Origin of the sequence: Mesorhizobium sp. Root554 (genome assembly GCF_001427025.1) — a bacterium.
Lineage (GTDB): Bacteria > Pseudomonadota > Alphaproteobacteria > Rhizobiales > Rhizobiaceae > Mesorhizobium.
Genome location: NZ_LMGA01000001.1, coordinates 1,520,921 through 1,536,702 on the forward strand (window position 1 = coordinate 1,520,921; position 15,782 = coordinate 1,536,702).

Here is a 15,782-nt window from a genome sequence, read left to right on the forward strand (position 1 = left end):
CCCGGCCGTCATCCCGCCTGCTGGCGCCTCTGGACGTTTGCGGCGATTGCCGCCATATCAGGGGAGGATCACGAGACCTGACATGCCTGAACGCAGCCTGATCGCCACGTCTTTCCTGCCTTCGCCGGGGTCCGCTCCGGTGGAATGGCGCATCGAGCCCGGCCTGACCGACTATGAGGATGCCGTAGCCTATATGGAGGCGCGCGCCGACGCCATCCGCAACGGCGGCGCCAGCGAGATGATATGGCTGGTCGAGCATCCGCCGCTCTACACCGCCGGCACCAGCGCCCAGCCGTCCGACCTCGTCGATCCCGGGCGGTTTCCGGTTTTCGCGACTGGCCGCGGCGGCAGCTACACCTATCACGGCCCCGGCCAGCGCGTCGCCTACGCCATGCTCGACCTGAAGCGGCGGCGCGAGGATGTGCGCGCCTTCGTTGCCGCGCTGGAACAATGGATCATCGACACGCTGGCCGCCTTCAACGTGCGCGGCGAACGGCGCGAGGACCGCGTCGGCGTCTGGGTGGTGCGGCCGGATCGTCCGCCCATGCCCGATGGAAGCCCGGTGGAAGACAAGATCGCCGCCATCGGCATCCGCCTGCGGCGTTGGGTCTCCTTCCACGGCATCGCCATCAATGTCGAGCCGGAGCTCGGTCATTTCGGCGGGATCGTGCCTTGCGGCGTGCAGGAGCATGGCGTCACCAGCCTGGTCGACCTCGGCCTGCCCGTCACCATGGCGGATTTGGACCTGGCCCTGAAAGCGGCTTTCGAGCAGACGTTCGGACCGGCGGCGGCTGGTGCCATTACGAATTTTCCGTTCGCCGCCAGGTTTCCCGAATCCGCTCATGGCGACATCGCGCCTGCCGGGCCGGATGCATCACAACCGGCCCGCAAGGCCGGCTGACGCCCAAAGAGCGTCGCGTCAAATGGCTTCAGACGACGTGCTTTAAGTTCTTTGTTTTATGCATGTCGTTTTCCCCAAGCCGCGCGCACTTTTGGCGACATGCATCAGGCCAGCTTGGACACCGCCCACAGCACGCCGCAGCCGTGGATGACGAAAACAGCCAACAGCGCACCGCCTATCGCAACCCGGTCGAAAGTCCCGATCGGTTTCAATTCGTGGCGCGGCTTCACGCCGCTGCCCATGGTCAGCAGGCTGAGAACAATGAAAACAGCCGCAGCGACCAGAAGGAAGCCGGGTTCGAAGCCCGCCCTCCAGCCGACGCCGAGAAAGGCCGCCAGGATAAGGAAGGAACAGCTGGCCAGAACCCAGGGCGTCGGGCAAATCTGGCGCAGCACCTGGCCGCCGTCGAATTTCCACACCGGCACAAGATTGGCGATGTTGAACAACGCCGCGCAGCCGGCGAACGTCGCCAGGAGAGCGGCGGCCAGACGATGACCCTCCGCACCGGCGAACTCGCTGCCCAGCATGGCAGCCGGCACGAAAAGCGCTGAAAAGCCCGCCCCCATCAAGGCGACGAAAGCAACTTCGAAATGACTGTCATAGGGCCGGCCGCCGATGGCGATGCCGCCCAGCAACGGAATGAAGATCATTCGCGTCCGCTTGTGACCCATCATGCGGAACGCCGTCATGTGCCCCAGTTCATGCAACGCCACCACCGAGGTGAGCGTCGCGGCCAGGGCGAAGCCACCGATGTTTAGGCCGAAGAGCGGCCAGAGGATCAGGGCGGAGACGACCGCGAAACCCACCTGGCTGAGAGGATGCTCGAACCATCCGCCTGCGCGGTAACGGCCGCTCTCGCCCCAGACCTTGAGCTTGGCCAATTCCCGGCGCATGGCGAAATAACGGAAAATGAGGAAGGCCACGCCGCGATACCGGTCTGTCTGGCTGACGACCACCCGGGTGAATTCACCTTCGCGGATCAGCTCCGTCGTTTCGCGGTAGTGTGCCCAGAACGACGGATCGAGCGAGGTGTCATCGATGACGCGCATGGCGAACCGCCTGCCCTCGTTCACATCTTCGAGGACTATTTTGCGTTCGATCGGCAGCCCGTCCCGCCCTTCCCAGGACAGGAAAACACGCGCCGCACCTTCGCCGTCAGACGTTGCGGACACAATCTCGCCGGACCATCCTGCATGTGCGCCCAGCGGCCATTTCGCCTGCCACAGACGCATCCGGTCGGCAGCGACGAGCCTGCTCAGTTTGACGGTGCGGCTCCCGAGCGGCACCGTCATGAGCAGAAAGATAAGACCGAGATTTCCGGCCACGAGGCCAAGCGTCAGAAGCGGCGACACCACGCATTACTCCATGTCGGGAGCATCGTATCGCCGTCGCGGCAAGAAAAGCTTAATCGCCGCGACGAGACCAGGCAAAAGCCCGGCCAGACAAATCACATCGCGCCGATCCATACGGCCATGGAAACCAGGAAGGCGCTCATGCAAACCAGCGAGGCCACGTCCTGAACGAAATCGGTCATAACTCTCTCCTGTTTTTAATTTGTATCTCATTTGTTCTTATTTTGTTCGAATTGTCAAACGTTCTGAGGTCGGAACGTAACGGCTCCTGCCGTCTCCTGCCGCAAGGGTTAGCGAAGCGTGAACCGCGTGCCCCAGGACCGCCGAATTTTAACGATCTTTGAAATCCCGACGAACGTGTCCGCCTGCGGCCACGGAAGCCGGCGCATCACGGTCACCGGCAATGTCCGGATGAACGTTCGCTTCAAGAGCCGGACAATAACGGCGGCCGGACGTTTTAAATAAGAAGCTAGAAGGGCCGCCGACGCCTAAAGCGGAACGACCTTGCCGTCGGCCAGCGTCACGCGGCGGTCCATGCGCGCGGCCAGCTCATGGTTGTGCGTGGCGATCAATGCCGCCAGGCCGGATTGCTTCACCAGCGCACCCAGCGCCTCGAACACATACGAGGCGGTGACCGGGTCGAGATTGCCAGTCGGCTCGTCGGCCAGAAGCAGCAGCGGCGCGTTGGCGACGGCGCGGGCGATCGCCACGCGCTGCTGCTCGCCGCCGGAAAGCTCGGACGGACGATGCTGCGCCCGCTTGCCGATCTGCATGTAGTCGAGCAGCTGCGCCGCGCGCTCCGCCGCTTCCTTGTGCGGCAGCCCCTTGATGAGCTGCGGCATCATGATGTTTTCCAGCGCCGAAAACTCCGGCAGCAAATGATGGAACTGGTAGACGAAGCCGACATCGTTGCGGCGGATCGCCGTGCGTTCCTCGTCTGAGAGCCGCCCGCAGGCTCGGCCGCCGAGAATGACATCGCCGGCATCGGGCCGCTCCAGCAGTCCCGCCGTGTGCAGCAGCGTCGACTTGCCAGTGCCGGAGGGCGCCACCAGCGCCACCATCTCGCCGCGCCGCAGCGTAAAATCCGCGCCGTTCAGGATGGTCAGCTTGCGCTCGCCCTGCTCGTAGTGCCGCTCAACGCCCTTCAGTTCGATAATGGCTGCGGCCATCATTCGTACCTCAATGCTTCGACGGGATCGAGCCGCGCCGCCCGCCAGGCGGGAAACAGCGTCGCCAGGAAGGACAACACCAAGGCCATGGCGACAACCGAGAAGGTTTCGCTGAGGTCCATCTTCGCCGGCAACTGGCTGAGGAAATAAAGCTCGGGATTGAAAAGAACCGTGCCCGAAATCCACGAGAAGAACTCGCGGATGCGCTCGATGTTCAGACAGATGAGGATGCCGAGGATGACACCGGCGAAGGTGCCGACCACGCCGATGGCGGCGCCCGTCATCAGGAAGATGCGCAGGATCGCGCCGCGCGTCGCGCCCATGGTGCGCAGGATGGCGATGTCGTGGCCCTTGTCCTTCACCAGCATGACTAGGCCCGAAATGATGTTCAGCGCCGCCACCAGCACGATCAGCGTCAGGATCATGAACATCACGTTGCGTTCCACCTGCAGCGCCGAGAAGAACGTCTGGTTTCGCTGTCGCCAGTCGGTCAGGTAGATCTGCCGCTGCGCCGCCTCCTCGATCTTCGGCCTGAGCGCATCGACATCGTCGGGATTATCGACATAGATCTCGATGGTCTGCGCGCGGCCCTCCATGTTGAAATAGAGCTGCGCTTCCGCAAACGGCATGTAGACGATGGAGCTGTCATATTCGGACATGCCCACTTCGAAGATGGCCGAAACCGGGTAGCCCTTCAGCCGCGGCGTCGTGCCGAGCGGCGTCACGTCGCCGTCGGGCGACACCAGCGTTATCGTATCGCCGAGCGCGAGGCCGAGATTGTCGGCCATGCGGCGACCGATCGCCACGCCCTCGCCGGTGTCGAAGCCGACGATGGAGCCCTGTTTGATGTTGTTGGCGACGATGGTCATCTTGCCGAGGTCTTCGCCGCGGATGCCGCGCACCAGCGCGCCAGTCCCGGCGCCGACATTGCCCTGCGCCAGCACCTGCCCATCGACCAGCGGAATGGCGTATTTCACGCCCGCCACGCCGTTGATGCGGCCGGCCACGGCGGCGTAGTCCTCAAGCGGCAGATCGACCGGCGTGACGATCAGATGCCCGTTGACGCCGAGGATGCGCGTCAGCAACTCGGCCCTGAACCCGTTCATCACCGCCATGACGACGATCAGCGTCGCGACGCCCAGCATGATGCCGAGGAACGAGATGGAGGCGATGACCGAGATCACCGTTTCCTTGCGGCGCGAGCGCAGATAGCGCCAGGCAACCATCCGCTCGAAGCCGGAGAACGGGCCGGCTCCGGTTCCCGGCTTGGCCGGACCCTTCGTTTCGGCGGCGGCGCTCATCCCTTCGGCCCGAGCGACGCCAGCAGCGTCTCGATCTTCTTGGTGTCGCGCTCGCCCGTGGCGCGGCGCTTGACCTCTACCTCGCCCGCCGCGACGCCGCGCGGCCCGACGATGACCTGCCACGGCACGCCGATCAAATCCGCGCTGGCGAATTTCCCGCCGGCGCGCTGGTCGGTGTCGTCATAGAGGACGTCGAGCCCGGCGGCCTGATGCGCGGCATAGAGCTGGTCGCACACCTTGTCGCATTCGGGATCGCCGGCCTTCATGTTGATGATTACCACATCGAACGGCGCCACCGCCTCGGGCCAGATGATGCCGTTCTCGTCGTGGCTGGCTTCGATGATGGCCGCCACCAGCCGGCTCGGGCCGATGCCGTAGGAGCCGCCGGAGACGAAATGCTCCTTGCCGTCCGGTCCGGTCACTTTCGCGCCCATCGGCTTTGAATACTTGTCGCCGAAATGGAAGATGTGGCCGACTTCGATGCCGCGCGCCGAAACCTTGTCGGCGTCGGGCACTTTCTCCCAGCCGCCTTCGTCATGCATCTCGTCGGTGGCGGCATAGGGCGTCGTCCACGTCTGGACGATATCGGCGATTTCCGCGTCGTTGGCGAAGTCGGTATCGGCGCCGGGCACCGGCAACGAAAGATAGTCGCGGTGGCAATAGACCTGGCTCTCGCCGGTATCGGCCAGGATGATGAACTCATGGCTCAGATCGCCGCCGATCGGCCCTGTGTCCGCCCGCATCGGGATCGCCTGCAGCCCCATGCGCGTGAAGGTCCGCAGGTAGGAGACGAACATGCGGTTATAGGCCGCCTTGGCGGCCTCATAGTCGAGGTCGAACGAATAGGCGTCCTTCATCAGGAACTCTCTGCTGCGCATCACGCCGAAGCGCGGCCGCACCTCGTCGCGGAACTTCCACTGGATATGATAGAGGTTGAGCGGCAGGTCCTTGTACGATTTCACGTAGGAGCGGAAGATTTCCGTCACCATCTCTTCGTTGGTCGGCCCGAAGAGCATCTCGCGCTCCTGCCGATCCTTGATGCGCAGCATCTCCTTGCCGTAGTCGTCGTAGCGCCCGCTCTCGCGCCACAGATCGGCCGACTGGATCGTCGGCATCAATATCTCCAGCGCACCCGCCCTGTCCTGCTCCTCGCGGATGATGCGGCAGACCTTGTCGAGCACCCGCTTGCCCAGTGGCAACCACGAAAAGCTGCCCTGCCCCTGCTGCCGGATCATGCCGGCGCGCAGCATCAGCCGGTGCGATACGATTTCGGCTTCGCGCGGGTTTTCTTTGAGAATGGGCAGGAAGTAGCGCGACAAACGCATGGGGTGTTCCGTGAGAGAGGGCGAACGTGCCGGAATCGGCGCGAAGCAGGCTTGCTTGCACGGCTTCATAGCTATTTCGTGGCGGATTGGAAACCCGCGCCGGAGGCGACCTCGCAAGCGGCGATTCAATCTGTACGTTTCGCGTGCAAGAAGTGCACGTCCATTGTGCAATGCAGCACAGTATTGCATGTTTCAGGGCAAAATTTTTCGTGACATCGTCTTCCCGGTTGGGATAGGGTGCCCTGCATAACCGAGAGGGTAGAAGTACAATCTGCTCTCCTGCGCGGTCAAAGTCTTGGGAGGATGCGATCTAGGCGCGATTTTCGCTGCCGCCGGACAACGGAAAACAGATCGGACGCGTTTAATTGCAAGGCCTCGTGCCTTGCATTTTTTTTGTGCAGTCAGGAATTTGCACGCCGATTCTGTGAACACGGATGACGCTGTCCACTTTTACGTGAACACAGTCCCCGAGTGTCGATCACTCGAATTCCGGGACGATATGCGGCAGGTCGTCAATGCCCAGTTCAAGCCCCCGGGTCACGCCGTAGAATATTCCCAGCAGAACTATCGTCACGAGCGTCGTCCACAGCACCGCGCGCAACATGTGCGGCCCGCGCGGCGCACTGGAAACCGTGCCGAGGGTGACGTCGCTGTCGTCGTCCTGCGTCTTCAGGCCAAACGGAAGAATGGCGAACAGGACGGTCCACCAGACCACGAAGAAAAGAGCGGTGAGCGAGACCCAGCTCATGCCTGCTCCAGTTCCACCAGCGTACCGGTGAAATCCTTTGGATGCAGGAACAGTACCGGCTTGCCATGAGCGCCGGTCTTGGGATTGCCGTCGCCGAGCACGCGCGCGCCGGCGGCCTTGAGACGGTCACGGGCGGCGATGATGTCATCCACCTCGTAACATATGTGGTGCATTCCGCCGGACGGGTTCTTTTCCAGGAAACCGGCGATCGGAGATCCCTCGCCCAGCGGCTCGAGCAGTTCGATCTTGGTGTTGCCGAGATCGATGAACACCACGGTGACGCCATGTTCTGGCAGGGCCTGCGGCTGGTTCACCCGCGCGCCGAGCGTGTCGCGATAGGTCGCTGTCGCAGCTGCAAGGTCCGGCACGGCAATGGCGACGTGGTTGAGGCGGCCTAGCATGGGCATCTCCAGATACGGCAGTCGGCAATAGGAACAAGGACAGGCTTCGTCGTCACACGGCAATCACCGACTGCCGACTACCCATTGCCAACTGCCTATTTCACCTCGTCACAAACACCGTCACCAGCGGCTTCTTGCCCCAGCTTTCGTTCGCCGCGGCGCGAACGGCGCGCCGCACGGACTCCTGCACGAGGTCCAGGTCTTTTCGGCGCTGTCGCGGTATCGAGTCCACCGCGCCGATTGCCGCATCGAGCATGAGGTCCTCCAGCGTCTCGCCGCGCGCGTCCGCTTCGGCGACGCCGATGGCGACCAGGTCGGGATCGCCCGCCAGCTCATATTTGTCGTCGAGGACCACATTGACGGCTACGTGGCCGGCAAAGGAAAGCTTGCGCCGGTCCTTGATGCCCATGGCCTCGTCGGTGCCGACGAGCTTGCCATCCTTGTAGACGCGGCCGAACGGCACCTTGCCTATGATCGTAGCCGCGCCCGGATAAAGCCGCAGCATGTCGCCGTCGCGGATCTGCGCCACCTGGGCGATGCCGCTGGTCGCCATCAATGACCCTTGCGCCACCAGATGCGCAGCCTCGCCATGCACCGGAACGCCGATCTGTGGCCGCACCCATTCATACATGCGCTTCAGTTCGGCGCGGCGCGGATGCCCGGAGACATGCACCAACTGGTCACCGTCCTCGATGATCTTCATGCCGAGGTCGATCAGCTTGTTCTTGACCTCAAGGATCGCCTTTTCGTTGCCGGGAATGGTGCGCGAGGAAAAGATCACCGTATCGCCGGCGGTCAACGCTACCGATTTCATCTCGTCGCGCGACAGCTTCGCCAGCGCCGCCAGCGGCTCGCCCTGGCTGCCGGTGCAGATGATCACCAGATTGTCGCGCGGGATGAAGCCGTAATCCTCCTCGGCGATGAATTCCGGCAGTCCATCCATGTAGCCGAGTTCGCCGGCGACATCGACGACGCGCTTCAGCGAGCGTCCGAGCAGGAGGCACTGCCGGCCGGCATCGCGCGCCGCCTTGGCGATCGAAACGATGCGACCGACATTGGAGGAGAAGGTGGTGACGGCGACCCGGCCCTTGGCCTGGCTGATGATGTCCTTCAGGCTGGCGCCCACCGCCTGCTCGGAGGGCGAATCCCCGTCCCTGACCGCATTGGTGGAATCGCAGACCAGCGCCAGCACGCCCTTGTCGCCATAGGCGCGGAACCGCGCCTCGTCGGTCATCGGCCCGACCGTCGGCGCTGGGTCGATCTTCCAGTCGCCGGTGTGGATCACCGTGCCCGCCGGCGTGGTGATGGCGAGCGACATCGGCTCCGGAATCGAGTGCGCCACCGGGATCGCCTCGATTTCGAACGGGCCGACCGTGAACTTTTCACCACCGCGATAGATCGTCACCGGGATTTTCGGCGCGCCCTGCTCGCCCTGCCGCTTGGCTTCAAGCAGTCCGGCGGCGAAAGGCGTCATCCAGACCGGCGCCTTCAGACGGGGCCAGATGTCGTGCAAAGCACCGTAGTGATCCTCATGCGCGTGGGTAATGACGATACCGCGAAGATTGGCGACGTTTTCCTCGATGAAGCGTGTGTCGGGCAAAACGAGATCGACGCCAGGCAGCGACGCATCGGGAAAGGTGACGCCGACATCCACCAGAAGCCATTCGCGCTTGTTGGCCGGTCCATAGCCGTAAAGAGCGAAGTTCATGCCGATTTCGCCGACGCCCCCGAGCGGAACGAAGACGAGTTCGGCGTTGCTGTTGGCCATGAAGGGTCCTTCCTGAGGTCTTAGACAGAGCCCGCCGAAGCGACCGCGCCGAAGTGAACGTCGCCGGCCGCAATCGTCAACAGCGCGCCACGTTCATCGCGGACCACGAAACGGCAGTCCTCGTCAATGGTTTCGAAGGTGCCACGCACCACATTCCCGTCGATTCTGACCGCAACCTGCCCGCCGAGGCCGGCGGCGCGCTGCAGCCAGCGTTTGCGCACGGCATCGAGCCCGCGCCCCTCCTGCCAGAGCCGGGCGTTTTCGCTCCAGGCATCCGATAGCGCCAGAAACAACGTTTCGGCGTCACAGCCGCTGCCCAGTTCCTTCAGCGACGTGGCCGGATAGGGCAAATCCTGCGGATAGGCGACGACATTGACGCCAATGCCGACCGCGACGGCAAACCGCCCATCGGCGAGCACCGCCGATTCAAGCAGGATGCCGGCCATCTTCGCACCGGCCGCTAGCACGTCGTTCGGCCATTTCAGTTCGAAACGGTTGCGTCCGGCGCTGGCGCCGTCAAGGCCGATTGAAATCCGCTTTTCCGGAACCACGGCTTCCAGCGCATCCGCCAGCGCCAGCCCGGCAACGAAGCCGAGTGTCGCCGCCAGCCGCAATTCTCCGTTGGAAATCACCAGTAGTGTTGCGGCAAGATTGCCATGCGGCGTGGCCCAGGCCCGCCCGCGGCGGCCACGGCCGCTGTCCTGCTTCTTCGATACGACCCAAAGCTTGCCGGAATCGCCGGCGCGAGCATGGTCCAGCGCCAGCGCGTTGGTGGAACCGACCGTATCATGCGCCTCGAGGCGGAAGCCTTCGGCGGCAGCAGTCGGCGCCAGTGCAAATCCCATCAGAAGAATGTCTTCGCCGCGGCCCCGGCATAGCTGGCGACCGGACCGCCGATCAGCACGTAGAACAGGACGAAAATGCCGGACAGGCCGAGCACCACCCGCAATTCGCCCGCCATAGGCTGGAAGCCGCCGACGGATTCATCGAACCACATGATCTTGATGATGCGCAGATAGTAGTAAGCGCCGACCACCGAAGCGAGAACGCCGAGCACTGCCAGCGCGTAGAGATTGGCGTTGATGGCAGCGAGGAAGACGTACCATTTGCCCCAGAAACCGGCGAGCGGCGGAATGCCGGCAAGCGAGAACATCAGGATCGTCAGCACCGTCGCCATCGCCGGATTGGTCGATGACAGGCCGGCGAGATCGCCGATCTGCTCGACATTCTGGTCATTGCGCCGCATGGCCAGGATGAAGGCGAAGGTACCGAGCGTCATCACCAGGTAGATCAACATGTAGATGGCGACGCCGCGCACGCCGGCCTCGCTGTTGGCGGCAAGCCCGACCAGCGCATAGCCCATATGGCCGATCGAGGAATAGGCCATCAGCCGCTTGATATTGGTCTGGCCGATAGCGGCGAAGGCGCCCAGCGCCATCGAGGCGATGGAGATGAAGACGATGATCTGCTGCCAGTCGGCGGCAATCGGCTCGAACGCGCCCATGGTGACGCGCACGATCAGCGCCATGGCCGCCATTTTGGGTGCCGCCGCCATGAAGGCGGTGACCGGCGTCGGTGCGCCCTCATAGACGTCGGGCGTCCACATGTGGAACGGCACGGCGGAAATCTTGAAGGCAAGTCCGGCGAGGACAAAAACCAGTCCGAACACCAGTCCAAGCTGCCGTTCACCCGTGCCCAGCGCCGAGGCTATGGCGTCGAAGGATGTGTTGCCGGTGTAGCCGTAAACGAGGCTGATGCCGTAGAGCAGCATGCCGGAAGACAGCGCGCCCAGCACGAAATACTTCAGGCCGGCCTCGGTGGAGCGGGCGTTCTCGCGATTGATCGCCGCCAGCACATAGATCGCCAGCGACTGAAGTTCGAGGCCGAGATAAAGCCCGATCATGCCGCTGGCCGAGATCATCAGCATCATGCCGAGCGTGCAAAGCAGGATCAGAACCGGGTACTCGAACTTGTCGAAATTCTCCGCCTTGGCGAAGCGCACCGACATGACGAGCGTCACCGCCGAACCGACCAGCGACAGCACCTTCATGAAGCGGGCGAACGCGTCCTGCACATAGGCGCCGCCATAGGCGCTGCCCTCGCCGGTCATGAACAGCATCCATCCGCCGGCCACGATCAGGATGACGACGGCAAGCCCGCTGATGGCGCCGCTCGTCGCTTCGCGTGAATACGCGCCAACCATCAGCAGCACCAGCGCACCGATGGCGATGATCAGTTCGGGGGCCGAAAGCGAGAGGCTGGAGAGAATGTCCGACGTCATGATTGCCTCAGGTTCAGTTCGCCGCCGCGGTCTGCGCGGAGTTGATGGATGCGGAGACGTTGGTGACCAGCGCCTTGACCGACTGCGCGGTCGCGTCGAACACGGGCGCCGGATAGACGCCGAAGAAGATCGTCAGCACCACCAGCGGATAGATGACCACCTTCTCGCGCGGCGACAGATCGAGCAGGGCCTTCAAACTGTCCTTGGTCAGCGCGCCGAAGATGACGCGGCGATAGAGCCACAGCGCATAGGCCGCCGACAGGATGACTCCGAAAGCGGCGAAGAACGCCACCCAGGTGTTGACCTTGAACACGCCGAGCATCGTCAGGAATTCGCCGACGAAACCGCTGGTGCCCGGCAGTCCGACATTGGCCATGGTGAAGATCAGGAACACCGTCGCGTATTTCGGCATGTTGTTGACCAGCCCGCCATAGGCGGCAATCTCGCGCGTGTGCATGCGGTCGTAGATGACGCCGACGCACAGGAACAGCGCGCCGGAGACGAGGCCGTGCGACAGCATCTGGAAGATCGCGCCCTGCACGCCCTCCTGGTTCATCGCGAAGATACCCATGGTGACGAAGCCCATATGGGCGACAGACGAATAGGCGATCAGCTTCTTGATGTCCTCCTGCATCAGCGCCACCAGTGAGGTGTAGATGATGGCGACGACCGACAGCGTGAACACCAGCGGCGCGAACATTTCGGACGCCAGCGGGAACATAGGCAGCGAGAAGCGCAGGAAGCCGTATCCGCCCATCTTCAGCAGGATGCCCGCCAGGATGACCGAGCCGGCGGTCGGCGCCTCGACATGCGCGTCCGGCAGCCAGGTATGTACCGGCCACATCGGCATCTTCACCGCGAACGAGGCGAAGAAGGCCAGCCACAGCCATGTCTGCATAGTCACCGGGAAATTGTGGGTCAGCAGCGTCGGAATATCGGTGGTGCCGGCCTGGAAGAACATCGCCATGATGGCGAGCAGCATCAGCACCGAGCCGAGCAGCGTGTAGAGGAAGAACTTGAACGAGGCGTAGACGCGCCGTTTGCCGCCCCACACGCCGATGATGATGAACATCGGGATCAGGCCGGCCTCGAAGAACACGTAGAACAGCACGATGTCGAGGGCGCAGAACACGCCGATCATCAGTGTTTCCAGAAGCAGGAAGGCGATCATGTACGCCTTCACCCGCTTCTCGATCGACTGCCAGCTCGCCAGTATGCACAGCGGCATCAGGAAGGTGGTCAGGATGACGAACAGCATCGAGATGCCGTCGACGCCCATATGGTAAGAGATGCCGGAATCCAGCCAGTCGGTCTTCTCGACCATCTGGAAGCCGGGGTTCGCATTGTCGAAGCCGGCCCAGATAAACAGCGAGATGACAAAGGTGATGATCGTTGTCCACAGCGCAATCATCCGCACGTTGCGGCGCGCATTCTCGCTGTCGTCCCGGATGAACAGGATGAGCAGGATGCCGACCAGCGGCAGGAATGTGACCGTCGAGAGAATAGGCCAATCGGTCATAGCATCATCCAGGTGACGAGAGCCGCGACGCCGATCAGCATGGCGAAGGCATAGTGATAGAGATAACCGGTCTGCAGCTTGACGACGCGGTTGGTGACGTCGACCACGCGGGCCGAGACCCCGTCAGGCCCAAAGCCGTCGATGACCGTGCCATCGCCCTTCTTCCACAACGTGTAGCCGAGCCATTTCGCCGGCCGCACGAACAGGAAGTCGTAGAGCTCGTCGAAATACCACTTGTTGAGCAGGAAGGCGTAGAGGCCGCGATGCCGGGCCGCGAGGTCGCGCGGCGCCTGCGGATTGCGGATGTAGAACTGCCAGGCCACGAGCAGGCCAAGCAGCATGGCGACGAACGGCGCCAGTTTCACCCACATCGGCACTTCATGCATGTCGTGAAGGATATGGTTGGTCGGCAACGTGAACAGCGCGGCTTTCCAGAACTTCTCGTAACCCTCGCCAATGAAGGCATCGTGGAACAGGAAGCCGGCGAACAGCGCGCCCGCCGCCAGCACGAACAGCGGCACCAGCATCACCGGCGGTGATTCATGCACATGGTGCATCACCTCGTGGCTGGCGCGCGGCTTGCCATGGAAGGTCATGAAGATCAGCCGCCACGAATAGAACGAGGTGAAGCAGGCGGCGATCACCAGCATGATGAAGGCAAACAACGCAACCGGATTGTGGCCGACGAACGAGGCCTCGATGATGGCATCCTTGGAGAAGAAGCCGGCGGTGCCGATAAGCGTGGCCGGGATGCCGACGCCGGTCAGCGCCAGCGTGCCGATCACCATCATCCAGTAGGTCGTTGGAATGAGCTTCCGCAGGCCGCCCATGTTGCGCATGTCCTGCTCGTCGGAAACGGCGTGGATCACCGAGCCCGAGCCGAGGAACAGCAGCGCCTTGAAGAAGGCGTGCGTGAACAGGTGGAAGATCGCGACGCCATAGGCCCCTACCCCAAGCGCCACGAACATGTAGCCGAGCTGCGAACACGTCGAATAGGCGATGACGCGCTTGATGTCATTCTGCACCAGGCCGACGGTGGCCGCGAAAAAGGCGGTGATCGCACCGATCAGAGTCACGACCGTCAGCGCCGTGTGCGACAGTTCGAACAACGGCGACAGCCGCGCCAGCATGAACACGCCCGCCGTCACCATGGTCGCGGCATGGATGAGCGCCGAGACCGGCGTCGGGCCTTCCATGGCGTCCGGCAGCCAGGTGTGCAGCGGCACCTGCGCCGACTTGCCCATGGCGCCCATGAACAGCAGCAGGCACACGACGGTGATCGCCGCGCCCTTGTCCAGCGCATAGCCGAGGAAGGTCAGCACCGTCTCGCCATGGGCCGCGGCTTCAGCTCCATGCTCCGCCGGCACGAAGGACGCGGCATTGGCGAAAATGGTCGAGAGGTTGACCGAGCCGAACAGCACGAAGACGCCGAAGATGCCAAGCGCGAAGCCGAAATCGCCGACGCGGTTGACGACGAAGGCTTTGATGGCGGCTGCGTTGGCCGACGGCTTCTTGTACCAGAAGCCGATCAGCAGATAGGAGGCGAGACCGACACCCTCCCAGCCGAAGAACATCTGGATGAGATTGTCTGAGGTCACCAGCATCAGCATGGCGAAGGTGAACAGCGACAGATAGGCGAAGAAGCGCGGCCTGTTCGGATCGTGGTGCATGTAGCCGATCGAATAGATGTGGACCAGCGCCGAGACCGTATTCACCACCACCAGCATGACCACCGTCAACGTGTCGATGCGCAGCGCCCAGGCGGCATCGACGCCTCCGGACTGGATCCAGCGCAGCACTGGCACGGTGAACACTTCGCCTGTCCCGAAAGCGACGGCGAAGAAAGCGACCCAGGACAGCGCCGCCGCGATCACCAGGAAGCCGGAGGTGATGTACTCCGATGCCTTGGCACCCAGCGAGTTGCCGAACAGCCCGACGACCAGAAAGCCGAGAAGGGGTAGAAAAACAATGGCTTGGTACATGATTGCCCCGTCAGCCCTTCATCATATTCACGTCTTCGACCGCGATGGTGCCGCGGTTACGGAAGAAGACGACAAGAATGGCAAGTCCGATCGCCGCTTCGGCAGCCGCCACCGTCAGCACGAACAGCGCGAACACCTGCCCGACCAGATCGCCCAGCGCCGCCGAGAAGGCGACGAAATTGATATTCACCGCCAGCAGGATCAGCTCCACCGACATCAGGATGACGATGACGTTCTTGCGGTTCAGGAAAATGCCGAACACGCCGAGCGTGAACAGGATCGCCGAGACGGTGAGAAAATGTGCGATGCCGACAACCATATCAGATGCCCTTCCCCGTCTTGACCTTCTTGATTTCCATGGCGGTGGCCGGGTTGCGGGCCACCTGCACCGGAATCGACTGGCGCTTGACGCCTTCCTTATGGCGCAGCGTCAGCACGATGGCGCCGATCATGGCGACCAGCAGCACCAGCCCGGCGATCTGGAAATAATAGAGGTAGTCCGTATAGAGGATGTCGCCGAGCGCCGCCGTGTTCGACCGCGCGGCAAGGTCCGGGATCGGCTGGGCCACGGTCGAGGCGAGCTGCGGCGCAAAGGTATAGCCGCCCAACACCACGATCAGCTCGGCCGCCAGGATCAGTCCGACCAGCGCGCCGATCGGCGCATATTGCAGTGCGCCGCTCTTCAGTTCGGCGAAATCGACGTCCAGCATCATGACGACGAACAGGAACAGCACCATCACCGCGCCGACATAGACGACGAGCAGGATCATCGCCAGGAACTCTGCCCCCGTCAGCAGGAACAGGCCGGCGGCGTTGAAGAAGGTGAGGATCAGATAGAGCACCGAGTGCACAGGATTGCGGGCGGAGATGACCATGAAGGCCGACGCCACCGCGATAAAGGCGAAGAGGTAGAAGAAGATCGCCTCTAGTCCGTTCAGCATGGGTTCCCCCGAGTTCCTGTCCGGTCTGACGCACTGCGCCCCGCCGGTCTTTCCTGTGCCTCGATCCGCCTCCGGTATCGAAGCCGCGTTGTCC

14 protein-coding genes are annotated in these 15,782 nt (G+C 62.9%); 1 reads left to right on the forward strand and 13 read right to left on the reverse strand.

The window, feature by feature from the left end; translation table 11 throughout:
• Nucleotides 1-82 precede the first annotated feature (82 nt).
• Complete coding sequence (gene lipB / locus ASD44_RS07330; protein WP_082542404.1) at nucleotides 83-901, forward strand: lipoyl(octanoyl) transferase LipB; 819 nt, start codon at nucleotides 83-85, stop codon at nucleotides 899-901.
• A 104-nt stretch (nucleotides 902-1,005) separates the two neighbouring features.
• Here lipB and ASD44_RS07335 read toward each other — a convergent pair whose 3' ends face one another.
• The 13 genes from ASD44_RS07335 to ASD44_RS07395 all read right to left on the reverse strand — a co-directional run bounded on the left by ASD44_RS07335 (nucleotide 1,006) and on the right by ASD44_RS07395 (nucleotide 15,688).
• Nucleotides 1,006-2,256 carry a site-2 protease family protein gene (locus tag ASD44_RS07335; RefSeq protein WP_244478732.1) on the reverse strand — a complete coding sequence of 417 codons (1,251 nt, stop codon included), beginning with the start codon at nucleotides 2,254-2,256 and terminating at the stop codon, nucleotides 1,006-1,008.
• Nucleotides 2,257-2,741: 485 nt separating this feature from the next.
• Nucleotides 2,742-3,425 (reverse strand): ABC transporter ATP-binding protein, encoded by a 684-nt coding sequence (locus tag ASD44_RS07340; protein WP_200946407.1) that lies wholly within the window; start codon nucleotides 3,423-3,425, stop codon nucleotides 2,742-2,744.
• On the reverse strand, nucleotides 3,422-4,723 hold the full coding sequence (locus ASD44_RS07345) for a lipoprotein-releasing ABC transporter permease subunit (RefSeq protein WP_056110260.1): 1,302 nt from the start codon (nucleotides 4,721-4,723) through the stop codon (nucleotides 3,422-3,424). The genes ASD44_RS07340 and ASD44_RS07345 overlap by 4 nt, the downstream gene beginning before the upstream one ends.
• Nucleotides 4,720-6,048: a proline--tRNA ligase gene (gene proS / locus ASD44_RS07350; RefSeq protein WP_056110262.1), complete on the reverse strand. Its 1,329-nt coding sequence runs from the start codon at nucleotides 6,046-6,048 to the stop codon at nucleotides 4,720-4,722. The genes ASD44_RS07345 and proS overlap by 4 nt, the downstream gene beginning before the upstream one ends.
• 478 nt (nucleotides 6,049-6,526) lie before the next feature.
• Nucleotides 6,527-6,796 (reverse strand): DUF1467 family protein, encoded by a 270-nt coding sequence (locus tag ASD44_RS07355; RefSeq protein ID WP_056110264.1) that lies wholly within the window; start codon nucleotides 6,794-6,796, stop codon nucleotides 6,527-6,529.
• A complete protein-coding gene (gene mce / locus ASD44_RS07360; protein WP_056115633.1) occupies nucleotides 6,793-7,197 on the reverse strand; it encodes a methylmalonyl-CoA epimerase in 405 nt (134 codons plus the stop codon). Before mce ends, ASD44_RS07355 begins: the two co-directional genes overlap by 4 nt.
• 100 nt (nucleotides 7,198-7,297) lie before the next feature.
• Nucleotides 7,298-8,965 (reverse strand): ribonuclease J, encoded by a 1,668-nt coding sequence (locus ASD44_RS07365; protein ID WP_056110266.1) that lies wholly within the window; start codon nucleotides 8,963-8,965, stop codon nucleotides 7,298-7,300.
• A 20-nt stretch (nucleotides 8,966-8,985) separates the two neighbouring features.
• Nucleotides 8,986-9,810, reverse strand: a complete 825-nt coding sequence (locus ASD44_RS07370) for a biotin--[acetyl-CoA-carboxylase] ligase (protein ID WP_056110268.1) — start codon at nucleotides 9,808-9,810, stop codon at nucleotides 8,986-8,988.
• Nucleotides 9,810-11,246, reverse strand: coding sequence for an NADH-quinone oxidoreductase subunit NuoN (gene nuoN / locus ASD44_RS07375; protein WP_056110270.1), 1,437 nt, complete (start codon nucleotides 11,244-11,246; stop codon nucleotides 9,810-9,812). Before nuoN ends, ASD44_RS07370 begins: the two co-directional genes overlap by 1 nt.
• Nucleotides 11,247-11,259: 13 nt before the next feature.
• On the reverse strand, nucleotides 11,260-12,765 hold the full coding sequence (locus tag ASD44_RS07380; RefSeq protein WP_056110272.1) for an NADH-quinone oxidoreductase subunit M: 1,506 nt from the start codon (nucleotides 12,763-12,765) through the stop codon (nucleotides 11,260-11,262).
• The gene (nuoL, locus tag ASD44_RS07385; protein WP_056110274.1) at nucleotides 12,762-14,747 is read right to left on the reverse strand and encodes an NADH-quinone oxidoreductase subunit L; all 1,986 of its coding nucleotides are present in this window, start codon (nucleotides 14,745-14,747) and stop codon (nucleotides 12,762-12,764) included. Before nuoL ends, ASD44_RS07380 begins: the two co-directional genes overlap by 4 nt.
• 10 nt (nucleotides 14,748-14,757) lie before the next feature.
• Nucleotides 14,758-15,066 carry an NADH-quinone oxidoreductase subunit NuoK gene (nuoK, locus tag ASD44_RS07390; RefSeq protein WP_056110277.1) on the reverse strand — a complete coding sequence of 103 codons (309 nt, stop codon included), beginning with the start codon at nucleotides 15,064-15,066 and terminating at the stop codon, nucleotides 14,758-14,760.
• Nucleotide 15,067: 1 nt separating this feature from the next.
• Complete coding sequence (locus ASD44_RS07395) at nucleotides 15,068-15,688, reverse strand: NADH-quinone oxidoreductase subunit J (protein ID WP_056110279.1); 621 nt, start codon at nucleotides 15,686-15,688, stop codon at nucleotides 15,068-15,070.
• Nucleotides 15,689-15,782 lie beyond the last annotated feature (94 nt).